This window comes from Pararhizobium sp. DWP3-4, assembly GCF_049898205.1.
Taxonomy (GTDB): domain Bacteria; phylum Pseudomonadota; class Alphaproteobacteria; order Rhizobiales; family Rhizobiaceae; genus Pararhizobium.
This window is the reverse complement of the sequence record NZ_JAFCXF010000001.1, coordinates 874477-888420: the sequence shown is the minus strand read 5'-3', so window position 1 is coordinate 888420 and position 13944 is coordinate 874477. Positions and strand designations below refer to the sequence as shown.

Below are 13944 nucleotides of genomic sequence, written 5' to 3'. Positions count from 1 at the left end.
AATAGGTAGGGAATACGAATATGAGCACCGGCGACAAGGCCAAGACCCCAGCGGCTCCTGCAAGCGGCGACCTCGATGAACAGGCGCTGTTCTTCCACCGCTATCCACGCCCAGGAAAGCTCGAGATCCAGCCGACCAAACCGCTCGGCAACCAGCGCGACCTGGCGCTTGCCTATTCTCCGGGCGTCGCAGCCCCCTGCCTTGCCATTCGCGACGATCCCTCGACCGCCGCCGACTATACCGCCCGCGCCAATCTGGTCGCGGTGGTGTCGAACGGCACGGCGGTCCTCGGTCTTGGCAATATCGGTCCGCTCGCCTCCAAGCCGGTGATGGAAGGCAAGGCCGTCCTGTTCAAGAAATTCGCCGGCATCGATGTTTTCGACATCGAGATCGATGCGCCCGAAATCGACCAGATGGTCAATGTCATTTCGGCCCTTGAGCCGACCTTCGGCGGCATCAATCTGGAAGACATCAAGGCGCCGGAATGTTTCGAGGTCGAACGCCGGTTGCGCGAGAAGATGGATATTCCGGTCTTCCATGACGACCAGCATGGAACCGCGATCATCGTTGCCGCCGCCATTCTGAATGGGCTCGAACTGGCCGGCAAGGACATCGCCAAGGCGAAGATCGTCACGTCCGGTGCAGGTGCTGCGGCGCTTGCCTGCCTCAATCTCCTGGTGACGCTCGGCGCCCGGCGCGAAAACATCTGGGTCCACGATCTCGAAGGTCTCGTCTATACCGGCCGCGAAGTGCTGATGGACGAGTGGAAGTCGATCTATGCTCAGGACAGCGCCAACCGTGTCCTGGCCGACAGCATTGCCGGCGCCGACGTCTTCCTCGGCCTTTCGGCTGCCGGCGTCTTGAAGCCGGAGCTTCTGGTGCAGATGGCGGAAAAGCCGCTGATCATGGCGCTTGCCAACCCCAATCCAGAGATCATGCCGGAACTGGCGCGTGCGGCCCGGCCGGACGCGATGATCTGCACCGGCCGGTCGGACTTCCCCAATCAGGTCAACAACGTCCTGTGTTTCCCCTACATCTTCCGCGGCGCGCTCGATTGCGGTGCCCGCACGATCAACGAGGAAATGAAGATGGCGGCCGTGCGGGCCATCGCAGCCCTTGCCCGCGAAGAGCCGTCCGACGTTGCCGCCCGGGCCTATTCCGGCGAAACGCCAGTGTTCGGCCCGGATTACCTGATCCCCTCGCCGTTCGATCAGCGCCTGATCCTGCGCATCGCGCCGGCCGTCGCCAAGGCAGCCGCCGACAGCGGCGTCGCCAACCGGCCGATTGCCGATTTCGACGCCTATCTCGACCAGCTCAACCGCTTCGTCTTCCGCTCCGGCTTCATCATGAAACCGATCTTCGCCGCCGCCAAGAATGCCCAGAAGAACCGGGTGATCTTTTCGGAAGGCGAGGACGAGCGCGTCCTGCGTGCCGCCCAGGTGCTGCTCGAAGACGGCACGGCCCGGCCGATCCTGATCGGCCGCCCGCATATCATCGAGACCCGCCTCAAACGCTACGGCCTGCGCATTCGTCCGGACGTCGATTTCGAGGTGGTCAATCCGGAAGGCGATCCGCGCTTCCGCGACTATGTCGACGATTATTTTGCGCTGGTCGGCCGCCTCGGCGTCATTCCGGAAGCAGCCCGCACCATCGTGCGTACCAACCAGACCGTCATCGGCGCGCTTGCCGTGCGCCGTGGCGAAGCGGATGCGCTGATCTGCGGTGTCGAAGGCCGCTACAGCGCTCATCTCCGCGCCGTTTCCCAGATCATCGGCAAACGCGAGGGCGTGCTCGACTTCTCGGCACTCAGCCTGCTGATCTCGCAGCGCGGCGCCACCTTCCTCACCGACACCTACGTGACCTTCGATCCGACGGCCGAGGAGATCGCCCAGAAGACTGTGATGGCCGCCCAGGAAATCCGCCGCTTCGGCATTACCCCACGCGCGGCTCTCGTATCGCATTCCAACTTCGGCTCGCGGGATTCGCAAAGCGCCTTCAAGATGCGCAAGGCGATGCAGATCGTCCGCGAACTCGCACCCGATCTCGAAGCCGACGGTGAAATGCACGGCGATTCCGCCATTTCGGAAACCTTGCGCCGCCGCGTCATGCCCAACAGCACGCTGGCCGGAGAGGCCAACCTCTTGGTCTTCCCCAATCTCGACGCCGCCAATATCACGCTCGGCGTCGTCAAGACGATGACCGACAGCCTGCATGTCGGACCGATCCTGCTCGGGACGGCCCTGCCCGCGCATATCCTGTCGCCGTCGGTAACCTCGCGCGGCGTGGTCAATATGGCAGCGCTGGCCGTGGTGGAAGCCTCCTACCCGGCTTGATTTAAACTCGATTGAGCCGGCTTTAAGCCGGCTCAATCGAAATGTAATTTTGCTCAAAAATACAATTTTAAATTGTAAAATTTAAGAAATTTCTATTAACCAAAGATTGCACTAGACAAAGTCTAGAAACCATTATCATGGTAAATTCCCTTAAATAAGAGGGTATTTGCAGCATGACTGACCAACAGGCATTCTTTGACCTGCTGGACATTATGGAAAACGAAAAACTCGTTGAAGCAAAACGGTTTTTCGCCCTGATGCGCAGCACTTTCTGTATTGCAAATCTACTGTATGCCGATGTCGATGTTCTGGCGACAGGCTTCGCGATTCACCGGCTACATCATACCTTCAGTACCTGCGCGGCCAGAACCTATCTCGATGAAGGATTTCGGCGGATCGACCCTATCCTTCGGCTTACCATGGGCGGCATCAGGCCGGTGGACTGGTCGGCCGCCCGCCAACTTCATCCGGAAAGTGAACCGCTCTTTTCCGCCGCCGTGCGATTGGGGCTTGGCATCGACGGTGTGACGTTGCCACTTCCGACACCCACACGCCGCCTGGCCTTTTTGGCGATCCATGCCGATGTCCCAGCAGAAGAGTGGTCGGCCTACCGGCGCAACCATTTGCGCGACTTTCAACTGCTGGCCAATCTTTTCCACGCGTCCGTTCTGGAAAACGACAGCCGGATTGAGCTTTCGGAGCATGGTGCCAAGATGTTGACCCATCGTGAAACAGAAGTGCTCGGCTGGACCGCTGCCGGCAAGAGTTATTGGGAAATCGGTACGATCCTCGGCATTTCCGAACGCACCGTCCGCTTCTTCATGACCAATGCCCGCCGGAAGCTGAACGTCGTTTCCAATACACAGGCTGTTGCCCAGGCCGTCCGTCGCGATCTCATTCCCACGTTCTGATTTCCCCACGCGGCGCTGCGCGCGCCAGCCCGATATCACCTCCCCTGTTTCTCCTGACGGGATGTCCTTGCGGACCTCCCGTCAGGAGAAACATGTCTGCGTGCATTGGAAACCTGTCACTACCGACAGTTATGCCGGCCGGCGATCCCTGACAGCATTTGCTCCTCGCATACGAACACAGGAGCAAACAATGATCAGGATTTTCAATCGTAACACCGGCAAGCAGCATCCGCGCGATCTCGACGCCATGTTCCGGCTGCGCAAGCGTGTCTTTCACGATTTTCTGAAATGGGATGTGTCGCTTCGCGGCGACTGGGAGATCGATCACTATGATGATGCCAATCCACTCTACGTGCTCTCCTATTCGGAGCAGACGGGCCGCCTGCGCGGTGCGCTGCGGCTGCTGCCGACGCTTGGACCCAACATGCTGGATGACACGTTCCCGATCCTGCTTGGTGACAATCCGCAGGTGCGCAGCGCGTCCGTCTGGGAATCCAGCCGTTTCTGCATCGATCCGACCATCTCGCAGGATCGCGGCTCCAATCAGGTGACGATTGCGGCGGCGGAACTGATGTGCGGCGTTGGCGAACTCGGGCTGTCATCCGGTCTCAGCCACATCGTCACCGTCACCGATGTCTTCCTGGAGCGCATGTTCAGGCGGATGGGCTGCCCCGGCGAGCGCATCGGAGAGCCGCAGCGGATCGGTTCCGTCTACGCCGTGGCCGTTGCCTGGGAGGTCACGCCCGACCTTCTGGAACGGATGAAAAGCGTCGCGGAAATCGGCGGATCGGTGCTGGAAAGGCCAATGTCCCTGGAAACCGCCCGGGCGGCATAATTGCCTTGCCCCGGGAGAGCCGCCGATTGTGGCTCTCCCGCCTCGCCTCGCATTAAACTCCCGCCTGCCGTTAACGCTGCCAAGCAGCAACCGTTGCAGCACCGTGGAATGACGTTATGATAAGGGCAAAGTCAGAGTGCGCAGGATGTTCCTTCGTACCCGGCACGTGCCGGTATGCTCAGGCGAGAGAAACACGTGACCTTCCGTTCGAAATCCTTTGCGGCGCTGATCGCTCCGCTTCTTCTGGTCATGACGACCACGGCCGATGCCTCGGCTGTGTGCGAACGGCTGAATGCCCGCCTTGCCAGCCTGCCGAAGATCGTTGCCTCCAATGCCAATCTGCGCGACTACACCAGCGCGATCTCCCGCCAGAACCTGGATCTGCGGCAGGCCCGCAGCGATCTGAGACGGCTGGGATGCAGTTCAGGCAGCGTCATCATTGTCGGTGGCCCCAACGAAGACGCCTGCTACAGCCTCGACGCCGAAATCTCTCAGATGGAGATGGATCTCGAAACGCTGAAAGCCCGTCGGCAGAATCTTCTGGAAGGCGGCGCCAGCGACATCACCCGGCGGCGCATCCACGCAGCGCTTGCCGCCAATCGCTGCGCCGAGGAGGAGGATGAAGTCCTCAGTGCCGCCGTCGAAGAGCCGGAAACCCACCGCAACATCCTGAACGATCTGCCGCCGATCAGTGAAGACGAGCCGGACATGCGCGGCAGCAACGCCGACTTCACCACGCCGGATGACGGCTTTGGTCCAAGCGCGGACTATCCGGGCAGCCTGCGCACCATGTGCGTGCGTACCTGCGACGGCGCGTTCTTCCCGATCTCGTCGAACTCGTCCCCGGCCGATTTCCAGCGCGATGCCGAAACCTGCCAGCGGCGGTGTCCGGGAGCGGAGACGGCGCTCTACTATCATGCCCTGGCGACCGAAGAAACAAACCAGATGGTCTCCGCCGCCACCGGCGAACCCTATGCCGACCTGCCGTCGGCTTTCGCCTACAAGACCCGCGATTTCAGCCAGCCCGGTCAGTGCGGCTGCGCTCCCGCCGGACGCACGGCGATACCACAGAGCACGCCGGACGACGGCAAGGGCGTTATCAATGTTCGCACCCGCAAGAAGGCCGACCCGGTCGAGGTGAAGACCCCCGTTGCCGATCGGCCCTACAATCCGCAGGACAACAAGGTTCGCGTTGTCGGCCCGAGCTTCCTGCCTTCGCAGGAAACCTCGATCGACCTCAGGCATCCAACCGGCCCCGGATATCAGGAACTACAGCAGACCAACTGATCAATCGACTGGTCGCGCCCCCCAGCAATCGGAAAACACCAAATCCTTGAGCGGCAAGCGCTGGCGCCAGCCTTTGACGGCCAGTTCCGGCTCGGCATGGAGCGTGTCGACATAACCAAGGCAGAGCCAGGCGATGATGTCGACGTGATCGGGAATGTCGAGCACGTCCTTGATGTCGCGTTCGTGAAAAATGCTGACCCAGCCGACGCCGACGCCTTCGGCCCGTGCAGCAAGCCAGAGATTCTGCACCGCGCAGACGGTGGAAAAGGCATCCATGCGCGGATTGTGCGTCCGGCCGAGAACGACCTTGCCTGCCCGGGTCGGATCACAGGTCACGCAGATGCTGACGGGCGCCTTGCGGATCCCTTCGAGCTTCAACGACCGGTATTTGTCCCGTACCTCGCCCTCGAACATCAGCGCCGCCTCTTCGTTGGCCCGCTGGAAGGCTTCGAAAACACGAGCGCGCCGGTCCTCGTCCCGGACGACGATGAAATTCCATGGCTGCATGAAGCCGACCGACGGCGCGCTGTGTGCGGCAGCGAGCAACCGCCCGATGAGCGCGTCCGGCAGGGGCGCCGGCAGGAACTGGTCGCGCACGTCGCGGCGGGTTTCGATGGCGCGGTAGACGGCGGCGCGCTCGTCCGATGAGAATGCGTCCGCCCTCACAAGGCGGTCTTGTGGTTCAGTTTGCATCGTTTGATCCCCAACAGTGCGAAACCTCCCGCCGTCCGCGCGGGGCTGGTCCATCTCGTCAGGCCGGTCTTCTGACTGCGGATCATCCGGTTTTGCCGCCTTCCCGGATCGATTGAAGATCCAGTGGCAGAACTCTGAAATGATTCAGAGATTCGTAAAAGCAAAGCCGTCCCCGTTACAGCGCTGGGCACGTCCCGGATTTTCACCGGATTCCCGATTCTCCTGCTTGCGCAGGCACCTGAACGAAACGATGTGGCCATAGCGGGCCGCCGTTTGCAAGGCGGCCCGCCGGTTCTCATCAGATCGCCGCGACCGGATGCGGCGATCCATCATAAGCCCCCCAGATCGACTGGTCGAAGCAAATCATCGAACCGGTCATCAGGCCGGATTCCGCCGACGACAGATACGCGCAGGCGCGCGCCACTTCCGCAGGATCGACCAAGCGGCCGAAGGGTTGGCTGACCGCCGCCTTTTCCAGCCAGTCGGTGGGCGATCCGTGGAATTCGCGCTGAATGCGGTCCTCACCTTCGGATGCCATCCAGCCGATGTTCAGGCCATTGACGCGGATCCGGTTGCGCAGCACCGCGTAGGCCGTGTTCTTGGTCAGCGTTTCCAGCGCGCCCTTGGACGCGCAATAGGCAGAGATGAAAGGCTGCCCGGCCATGGCCGACATCGACCCGATATTGACGATGGTCCCCTCGATTTTTTCCCGGCGCATGACGTTGATGGTTTCCTGCATCAGAAAGAACGGCGCGCGCACATTGATGGCAAACATCCGGTCAAACAGTTCCGGGCTGGTATCGAGGATCGTGCCGCGATCGGTAATCGCCGCCGCGTTGACCAGCGCATCGACCCGGCCAAATTCCCTGTCGCAGGCAACAACCACCTTGCGCGCATCCTCGACCTTTTCCAGATCGGCCTGCACATAGACGACCCGGGTTCCGGTCGCCTTGCCGATCTCGGCCGCCTTGGCCTCGCCCTTGGTGGCATTGCGGCCGCAGATGACGATGCCGGCCGCGCCGCGCTCGGCAAACAGCGTCGCGATCGCCGCCCCCAGGCCTTGCGTTCCACCGGTAACGATTGCGATCTTGCCGTCCAGACGGCCATAGTCAGTGCTCATTGTCTTTCCTCCATTTCGATATCGCCGATGCCAAAAAACTCCCGCCCGGCATTCGGGCAGGAGTTGAAATTGCAAAACATGGGTCCGTTAACTGAGCTTCTTCTCCGATTGCTCGGCAAGCGCCGCTACGAATGCACTTTCCTCCCAGCCGCCGGACAGAGCTTCGTGCATCAACTGCGCCTGCGTCTTCGGGGCAAGCCCGCCCAACGGTGGATCCCGGTCGAGATTGGTCGGGAACGAATAGCCCTCGGCACAGGATGCGATGGCGCAAGCGGCTTCGCTGCCAGACAAGCGCCCATCCGCCAGCATCGCCTTCAAGGCCGGATAGAGCACGGCGCTCATGCGTTGCCGGTTGACAGTTTCCATCGCCCGACCGAAAGCCGAGGAAACCTGCAACAGGTTTGCCACCCGCTTGATCCCTTCGGAACGATTGGTTCCCGCCGCATGGAACAGCGCCGGATTGAAGAACACCAGATCGCCCTTTTCCAGCGGCAACTGCACATGGTGGCGATCGAAATACTCGCGAAACTCCTGGCGTTTCAGCGCCAGATAGCCCGGAACATAGGTCTGGCTGTAGGGCAGGAACAAAGTCGGCCCGCTTTCCAGCGGCATGTCGCAATGCGCCACCGCCCCCTGCAGCGTCAGGACCGGCGACAGCCGATGAACATGTGCCGGAAACTGCTCGATGACGGACGAGGTCAAGAAGCCGAGATGATAGTCCCGGTGTGCCGATTGCGCCGCTCCGCCCGGATTGACCCGGTTGACCTGCGCCGTCATCTGGTAGCTCGGCCCGAGCCAGGCCTCGCTGACCAAAGCGATCAGGGCGTTGCCGTAGTAGGCGGCAAAATTTTCAGGGTCGCGCAGGCAGTGCTTTTCCAGCGAATTCCAGATCCGGTCATTGGCGCCCGGCTTGGCAAAATGATCGCCACCGCCAGTGCTGGTCTGGTGCTGCTCGTTGATGATATCGTCGAAAATGCCGCTCGCGATATCGATGATGGCCGTATCCTCGAAAGCCCGCTTCAGCACGACGACGCCGGGCCCTGTCGCAAAGGCCTCGCAGATCTCGGCCAGTACCGCCCGGCGCCCCTCGTGTGAAGCTGCCGCCTTCAGCACGCTGGCGCTGTCATAGATCAAAACGTTTTTCTCGATCGCTGCGGCATGCGGATAATCGGCAAGCGATGTCGTGCGCTCCACCTCGGCGCGGAAATCCTCAAGATCGCAGGCGCCTTCCGTCAGCCATATCCGGTCCGCACGCTGCTCCACGATATTGTCGGTTTTCATCCCATTTCCTTCCGCCGGATGTCTGTCGATGACCGCACTATACGCCGTGGGGAAAGCTGATATAGAGCAGAAACACCTCAAAAATCCATCAGAACGGAACGGCGATGGCGCACGAATTTCTGGTCAAGGACATCGCCTTTCAGGCCGGCCTCAGTGTCGCCACGGTAGATCGTGTGCTGAACGCTCGCCCCGGTGTGCGCAAACAGACCGAACTGCGCGTGCGCGCCGCAATCCGCGAACTGGAGAAACAGCAGCCCGGCGTCGAGATCCAGGGCCGCAAATTCGGCATCGACGTTATCATGGAGGCGCCCGACCGCTTTACCGACGCCGTCCGGGATGCGTTCGAAAGCGAAAGCCTGACATTTCTGCCGACGATCTTCCGGTCCCGCTTTCATTTCGCCGAGACCATGCGCCCGCAGGACATCGTCCAGTTGCTCGACCGGGTGCGCCTGCGCGGCACAGACGGGGTTGTTCTGAAGGCGCCGGATGTGCCCGAGATCAGCGCCGCCGTGGCGCGGCTCGAACAATCCGGCATTCCCGTCGTCACGCTGGTGACCGACCTGCCCAATGCGCCACGCACCGCCTATGCCGGAGCCGACAACAGAGCTGCCGGCGAAACCGCTGCCTACCTGATCGGCGAACGCTTTTCCGGGCAGCCGGCGATCGTCCTTGCCACCCTGTCGAGCAGCCGGTTCCGCGGCGAGGAAGAACGGGAAATCGGCTTCCGCCGCACCTTGCGCAACCGTTATCCGTCGATCGGCATCGTTGAAATCAGCGAGGGGTTTGGCCGCGACGACGCAACCGGCGCACTGACGGCCGAAGCGCTGTCAAACCATCCGGGCATCAACGCCGTCTATTCGATCGGCGGCGGCAACCGCGCGGTGCTGGCCGCCTTTGCTGCCGCAAACCGGGCCTGCTCCATATTCGTGGCACATGACCTCGATGCCGGAAACCTCGAATTCCTGCGCACTGGGCAGATCCATTTCATCCTGCACCACGACCTGAAGGCCGACATACGCACCGCGTTCCGGGCAATCTTGGGAAAAAAGAGCGCACTGGCCGGACAAGGTATTGCCCGGCTGTCGGCGGTGGAAGTCATCACGCCCTACAATATTCCGGCATCCGGACGCTGATCAGGCAGCCTGTCCGGTACGCGGGATGCGATCCGCGACAACCAGATCATCGGCCGTCTGGACTCGATTGCGGCCGCGGTTCTTGGCCAGGTACAGCGCCTGGTCAGCCAGGGGGACGATTTCGCGGGCAATGTTGCCGTGTTCGGGCGCAAAGGCCACGCCGACGCTGCTGCCGACGCGCAGCAAGTGTCCCTCGAACGGCACCGGAACCTGCGCATCGGCGATCAGCGCGTTGGCAAGCGTCATCACGTCAGCGTGCGAAACCGTATGATTGACAATGATTGTGAACTCATCGCCGCCAAGCCGCGCTACGAAACCTTGGCCCGCGACGCGATCGGCAAAGCTGGCGGCCAGTGTCTTCAGCACGGCATCGCCGGCCGGATGGCCGTAGGTGTCGTTGACGACCTTGAACGTGTCGAGATCGAGGCAAAGCAGCGAGAACGGACGTTCCTTGACCTTGGCAAGCGAGGCATGCAGCACATCGTCGAAACCGCTGCGGTTCAAAACACCCGTTAGGCGATCATGCTTGGCGAGGTGACGGTTTTCCGCTTCGCTGTCCTGCAGAGCGGAAAAGACCGCGCCGAACCGGGCTGCGATGAAAGCCATGGTCAGGGCTGCCAGCATCGCGATGACGATCACGCTCGGCAGCGTCTCTGAGCGGACAAAGCTGCCGGGTGCGCGCGGCGTCCAGGCTGCAACCATGCAAGCCGGCTGGGAGCAATCGCTGACCGCGGCCTGGATAAAGCCCTTCGCCACCTGGCGCAACGGGATGAATCCAAGGTTGGAAATGCCAAGCCTGTCTTCCATGTCGCGGATCATGCGCCCGCTGAACGGCTTGACGGTGATCATGAACACGGGCTTGCGGCGGCCGGCTGGAATTTCCATCGTCTTCGGAACGACGGCCTGCACCACGACGATGCTCATACTGCCATCGATCATCCGCAGGTCTGCGGCGTGGATATTGGGCAACGGCGCCGCCAACACGTCCGGATTTTTCTCCGTCGATAAAAGCGCCCATCCGCCGCCCTTGGCGATCAGTGCCGCCTCGTAAAGATCGTTTGCCTTGTCGATGAGATCCTCGACCCATTTCAGGGTGCGGCCGCCCGTCCCGGCATCCACTTTGCGGCCGTTTTCCACGGCCAGCAATGTCCGGCCGGATGCATCGGCAAAGATCATCCAGGAGAAACCGAAATCCCGCCAGAGCCAGTCGGTCAGCTCCTGTCTGACGAAAGCGTCGGTAAACGTGCGGTCTTCAAGCTCCGCGAAACTCTTGTCCCAATAGGACAGTCCGGCCTGATACTGCACGACCGCATCGACCTGGTGGCGCATCTCGCTTTCGACCAGTTTTCGCTCGGCAGTCAGGCCAAACCGGTCCGCCTCGGTGACGGAGCGGTTGAGCACGAAGGCTAAGCTGGCGACAATCAGCAAGGCGACCAGCGTGCAGGCCGTATGAATACCCAGAACTGCCCTGCTCGAAGTCCGCTTTTTCGCCCCTGCTGCCATGCCCGCCTCACCGGTCCTTCTCACCAAACCTGCCCCCAGGTTTCATGCTTTGATTGAGACGGAGCCTATCAAGAAAAGCGGAAGTTTCATTTAAACAAGCTGGTTGGAAATCGGTTAATTGCCAAGGCCCGGCTTATAGCGCACGAAGGCGAACGCCTTGCCGTCGGGCGACCAGTTGGGAACGTTGATCGTGCCCTGCCCGCCAAACAGTTCAAACAGGTCACGGGCGTTGCCGCCATCCGGATCCATCAACCGCAGCCGCACGTCGAGGTCGCGCGGATGATCGAAAACGTCGCCGTCATAGGAGATCACCAGCAGGTGTTTTCCGTCCGGAGACGGATGCGGGAACCAATCACCATACGGGCTGTCGGTAATGCGCGTGACATCCGAACCATCGGGACGGACGCGCCAGATCTGCATCCGGCCGGTGCGGCTGGAGTTGAAATAGATCCATTGTCCGTCCGGGCTGTAGTCCGGCCCGTCATTGCGCCCCTCGCCAAAGGTCAGGCGGGTCTCTTCGCCGCCCTCCACCGGAATGGTGTAGATATCGAAGACCTGATCGCGGATGCCGCAATAGGCAAGTATCTTTCCGTCCGGCGACCAGCCATGCCAGTAGGACGGCCGGTTCAACGTTACCTGCCTTGGCAGGCCGCCCTCTGCGGGCAGCGTGTAGATGGTTGATGCGCCATATTCGGTCTTGTCGCTGATGACGATGGTCTGGCCGTCGGGCGAAATGCCGTGATCGTTGTTGCAGGTGCGCGCAAAGCCTGTGTCGATCAATTGCGGCTCGCCGCCGGAAAGCGGCAAGCGATAGAGCAAGCCGTCGCCGTTGATCACCAGCGACTGGCCGTCAGGCGACCAGTTCGGAGCCTCGACCAGCTGCTCCGTCTGCCAGACCACGCGGGTTTCACCGCTGGCAATCGTGTAGATCTCGACCGAACTGCGCATATCGTCTCCTTCGGTGTCGGAACTACCTGTCGCGGAACCGGTTGGTGATCGGGTAACGGCGGTCGCGGCCAAAATTCTTCTTGGTGATCTTGACGCCCGGTGCCGACTGGCGGCGCTTGTACTCGGCGATGTAGAGCAGATGCTCGATCCGGTGCACCGTCGCCTCGTCATGGCCGCGTGCAACGATCTCCTCGGTGCCCATTTCCTTCTCGACCAGGCATTCGAGGATATCGTCGAGCACCGGATAGGGCGGCAGCGAATCCTGGTCCGTCTGGTTGGGGCGAAGCTCGGCCGAGGGCGCCTTGTCGATGATATTTTTCGGGATGACCTCGCCGGAAGGCCCGAGCGCCCCGGGCGGAACCGTGGTGTTGCGCCAGCGCGAAAGCCCGTAGACCTGCATCTTGTAGAGGTCCTTGATCGGGTTGAAGCCACCGTTCATGTCGCCGTAGAGCGTCGCATAGCCGACCGACATTTCCGACTTGTTGCCGGTGGTCACCACCATCGAGCCGAACTTGTTGGACAGCGCCATCAGGATCGTGCCGCGCGTGCGGCTCTGCAGATTTTCCTCGGTGATGCCCGATTCGGTTCCCTCGAACATCTCGGACAGCGCGCCCAAAAAGCCTTGTACCGGCTCCTCGATCGGCACGATATCGTAGCGGCAGCCGAGCGCCTTGGCGCAATCCTCGGCATCCTTCAACGAGTCCGACGACGTGTAGCGATAGGGCAGCATCACCGTGCGGACGCGTTCTTCGCCCAGCGCATCGACGGCAAGCGCCGCACAGATCGCCGAATCGATACCGCCGGACAGGCCAAGCACGACATTCTTGAAGCCGTTCTTGTTGACGTAGTCGCGGAAGCCCAGCATGCAGGCCCGGTAGTCGGCCTCCTCCTGCTGTGGCAGGCGCGACATCATCCCCGGCTGACAAACCCAGCCTTCGCCATTCTTGCGCCATTCGGAGACGGAAATGCTCTCTTCGAACTGGCTCATCTGGAAGGCAAGCTGTTTGTCGGCATTGAAGGCAAAGCTTGCGCCGTCGAAAACCAGTTCGTCCTGGCCGCCGAGCTGATTGGCAAAGACCATCGGCAGGCCGGTCTCGATCACCTGGCGAAGCACCACCTGGTGGCGCACATCGATCTTGCCGCGATAATAGGGCGAACCGTTGGGCACGAGCAGGATCTCGGCGCCGCTTTCGGCCAGCGTCTCGCAAACGCCAAGGTCGTTCCAGATTTCCTCGCAGATCGGGATGCCGAGCCGAACCCCGCGGAAATTGACCGGACCCGGCATCGCGCCTTCGGTAAACACACGTTTCTCGTCGAACTCACCGTAATTCGGCAGATCGACCTTGTCGCGAACGACCAGAATCTGGCCACCATCCAGAACGGCAACGGAATTATGGCGTCCTGCTTCGCCCTGCCGCGGATAGCCGACCACGACACCCGGACCGCCATCGGCGGTATCGGCGGCAAGCGCATCGACAGCCTTCTGGCAGGCTTTGAGAAATGCCGGCTTCAGGACCAGGTCCTCCGGCGGATAGCCGGAAATGAACAATTCAGTCAGCAGAAGCAGATCGGCGCCACTGCGTGCGGCATCGGCGCGGGCTTCGCGCGCTTTGGCGAGATTGCCGGCGATATCGCCGACCGTCGGATTGAGCTGGGCAACAGCGATGCGAAACGTCGTGGAAATGGTCTTTTGCGCGGTCATGAACAGGCCTGTGCTTGATCTTGCTATCGCGGATGCCGGGACATCCGAGGAGCTGTTTATCGCATTCCGCACCAAAATACCCCGTGCTTGCGACCAAGTCAGAAAAAAATCCGTTTCACCCGAGAGATGGCGTTTTTCCTACGGCTCGCAACCCCGCCGTTCAAGCCATGTCGGATCGGCAACAGCTGCCGAAAAAGT

Annotated in this window: 11 protein-coding genes and 1 riboswitch; of the genes, 5 read left to right on the top strand and 6 right to left on the bottom strand. The window is 61.3% G+C overall.

Annotated elements, in window-relative coordinates; all coding sequences use genetic code 11:
- Positions 1-20 precede the first annotated feature (20 nt).
- From ACP7E6_RS04185 to ACP7E6_RS04170, 4 genes are all read left to right on the top strand, one after another.
- Complete coding sequence (locus ACP7E6_RS04185; protein WP_426228160.1) at positions 21-2333, top strand: NADP-dependent malic enzyme; 2313 nt, start codon at positions 21-23, stop codon at positions 2331-2333.
- A gap of 173 nt (positions 2334-2506) precedes the next feature.
- On the top strand, positions 2507-3244 hold the full coding sequence (locus ACP7E6_RS04180; RefSeq protein ID WP_426228159.1) for a LuxR C-terminal-related transcriptional regulator: 738 nt from the start codon (positions 2507-2509) through the stop codon (positions 3242-3244).
- 190 nt (positions 3245-3434) lie between these two features.
- On the top strand, positions 3435-4079 hold the full coding sequence (locus tag ACP7E6_RS04175; RefSeq protein WP_426228158.1) for an acyl-homoserine-lactone synthase: 645 nt from the start codon (positions 3435-3437) through the stop codon (positions 4077-4079).
- A gap of 174 nt (positions 4080-4253) precedes the next feature.
- The gene (locus ACP7E6_RS04170; protein ID WP_426228156.1) at positions 4254-5366 is read left to right on the top strand and encodes a DUF2865 domain-containing protein; all 1113 of its coding nucleotides are present in this window, start codon (positions 4254-4256) and stop codon (positions 5364-5366) included.
- Here the strand turns inward: ACP7E6_RS04170 and bluB are convergent, their stop codons facing one another.
- The 3 genes from bluB to ACP7E6_RS04155 all read right to left on the bottom strand — a co-directional run bounded on the left by bluB (position 5367) and on the right by ACP7E6_RS04155 (position 8460).
- On the bottom strand, positions 5367-6059 hold the full coding sequence (bluB, locus tag ACP7E6_RS04165) for a 5,6-dimethylbenzimidazole synthase (protein WP_426228154.1): 693 nt from the start codon (positions 6057-6059) through the stop codon (positions 5367-5369).
- Positions 6060-6103: 44 nt separating this feature from the next.
- Positions 6104-6317: riboswitch (cobalamin riboswitch) on the bottom strand.
- Between the two features lie 40 nt (positions 6318-6357).
- Positions 6358-7179 (bottom strand): SDR family oxidoreductase, encoded by an 822-nt coding sequence (locus ACP7E6_RS04160; protein ID WP_426228153.1) that lies wholly within the window; start codon positions 7177-7179, stop codon positions 6358-6360.
- Between the two features lie 87 nt (positions 7180-7266).
- Complete coding sequence (locus tag ACP7E6_RS04155; protein ID WP_426228151.1) at positions 7267-8460, bottom strand: phytanoyl-CoA dioxygenase family protein; 1194 nt, start codon at positions 8458-8460, stop codon at positions 7267-7269.
- 104 nt (positions 8461-8564) lie between these two features.
- Between ACP7E6_RS04155 and ACP7E6_RS04150 the strand changes: the two genes are divergently transcribed.
- Positions 8565-9593: a LacI family DNA-binding transcriptional regulator gene (locus ACP7E6_RS04150; RefSeq protein ID WP_426228149.1), complete on the top strand. Its 1029-nt coding sequence runs from the start codon at positions 8565-8567 to the stop codon at positions 9591-9593.
- On the opposite strand, the gene ACP7E6_RS04145 is transcribed toward ACP7E6_RS04150, so the two are convergent.
- The 3 genes from ACP7E6_RS04145 to ACP7E6_RS04135 form a co-directional block, all read right to left on the bottom strand.
- On the bottom strand, positions 9594-11096 hold the full coding sequence (locus ACP7E6_RS04145; protein ID WP_426228148.1) for a diguanylate cyclase domain-containing protein: 1503 nt from the start codon (positions 11094-11096) through the stop codon (positions 9594-9596). It abuts the gene before it with no gap.
- A gap of 114 nt (positions 11097-11210) precedes the next feature.
- Positions 11211-12044, bottom strand: a complete 834-nt coding sequence (locus ACP7E6_RS04140) for a TolB family protein (protein WP_426228146.1) — start codon at positions 12042-12044, stop codon at positions 11211-11213.
- A 22-nt stretch (positions 12045-12066) separates the two neighbouring features.
- Entirely contained in the window at positions 12067-13746 is a 1680-nt protein-coding gene (locus ACP7E6_RS04135) for an NAD+ synthase (protein ID WP_426228144.1), read from the bottom strand.
- Between the last annotated feature and the right edge of the window lie 198 nt (positions 13747-13944).

What these genes read in the sequence shown, in the direction of transcription:
- ACP7E6_RS04185 (WP_426228160.1), top strand. Translation starts at nt 21, where the DNA reads ATGAGCACCGGCGACAAGGCCAAGACCCCAGCGGCTCCTGCAAGCGGC.
- ACP7E6_RS04180 (WP_426228159.1), top strand. Translation starts at nt 2,507, where the DNA reads ATGACTGACCAACAGGCATTCTTTGACCTGCTGGACATTATGGAAAAC.
- ACP7E6_RS04175 (WP_426228158.1), top strand. Translation starts at nt 3,435, where the DNA reads ATGATCAGGATTTTCAATCGTAACACCGGCAAGCAGCATCCGCGCGAT.
- ACP7E6_RS04170 (WP_426228156.1), top strand. Translation starts at nt 4,254, where the DNA reads ATGCTCAGGCGAGAGAAACACGTGACCTTCCGTTCGAAATCCTTTGCG.
- bluB (WP_426228154.1), bottom strand. Translation starts at nt 6,059, where the DNA reads ATGCAAACTGAACCACAAGACCGCCTTGTGAGGGCGGACGCATTCTCA.
- ACP7E6_RS04160 (WP_426228153.1), bottom strand. Translation starts at nt 7,179, where the DNA reads ATGAGCACTGACTATGGCCGTCTGGACGGCAAGATCGCAATCGTTACC.
- ACP7E6_RS04155 (WP_426228151.1), bottom strand. Translation starts at nt 8,460, where the DNA reads ATGAAAACCGACAATATCGTGGAGCAGCGTGCGGACCGGATATGGCTG.
- ACP7E6_RS04150 (WP_426228149.1), top strand. Translation starts at nt 8,565, where the DNA reads ATGGCGCACGAATTTCTGGTCAAGGACATCGCCTTTCAGGCCGGCCTC.
- ACP7E6_RS04145 (WP_426228148.1), bottom strand. Translation starts at nt 11,096, where the DNA reads ATGGCAGCAGGGGCGAAAAAGCGGACTTCGAGCAGGGCAGTTCTGGGT.
- ACP7E6_RS04140 (WP_426228146.1), bottom strand. Translation starts at nt 12,044, where the DNA reads ATGCGCAGTTCGGTCGAGATCTACACGATTGCCAGCGGTGAAACCCGC.
- ACP7E6_RS04135 (WP_426228144.1), bottom strand. Translation starts at nt 13,746, where the DNA reads ATGACCGCGCAAAAGACCATTTCCACGACGTTTCGCATCGCTGTTGCC.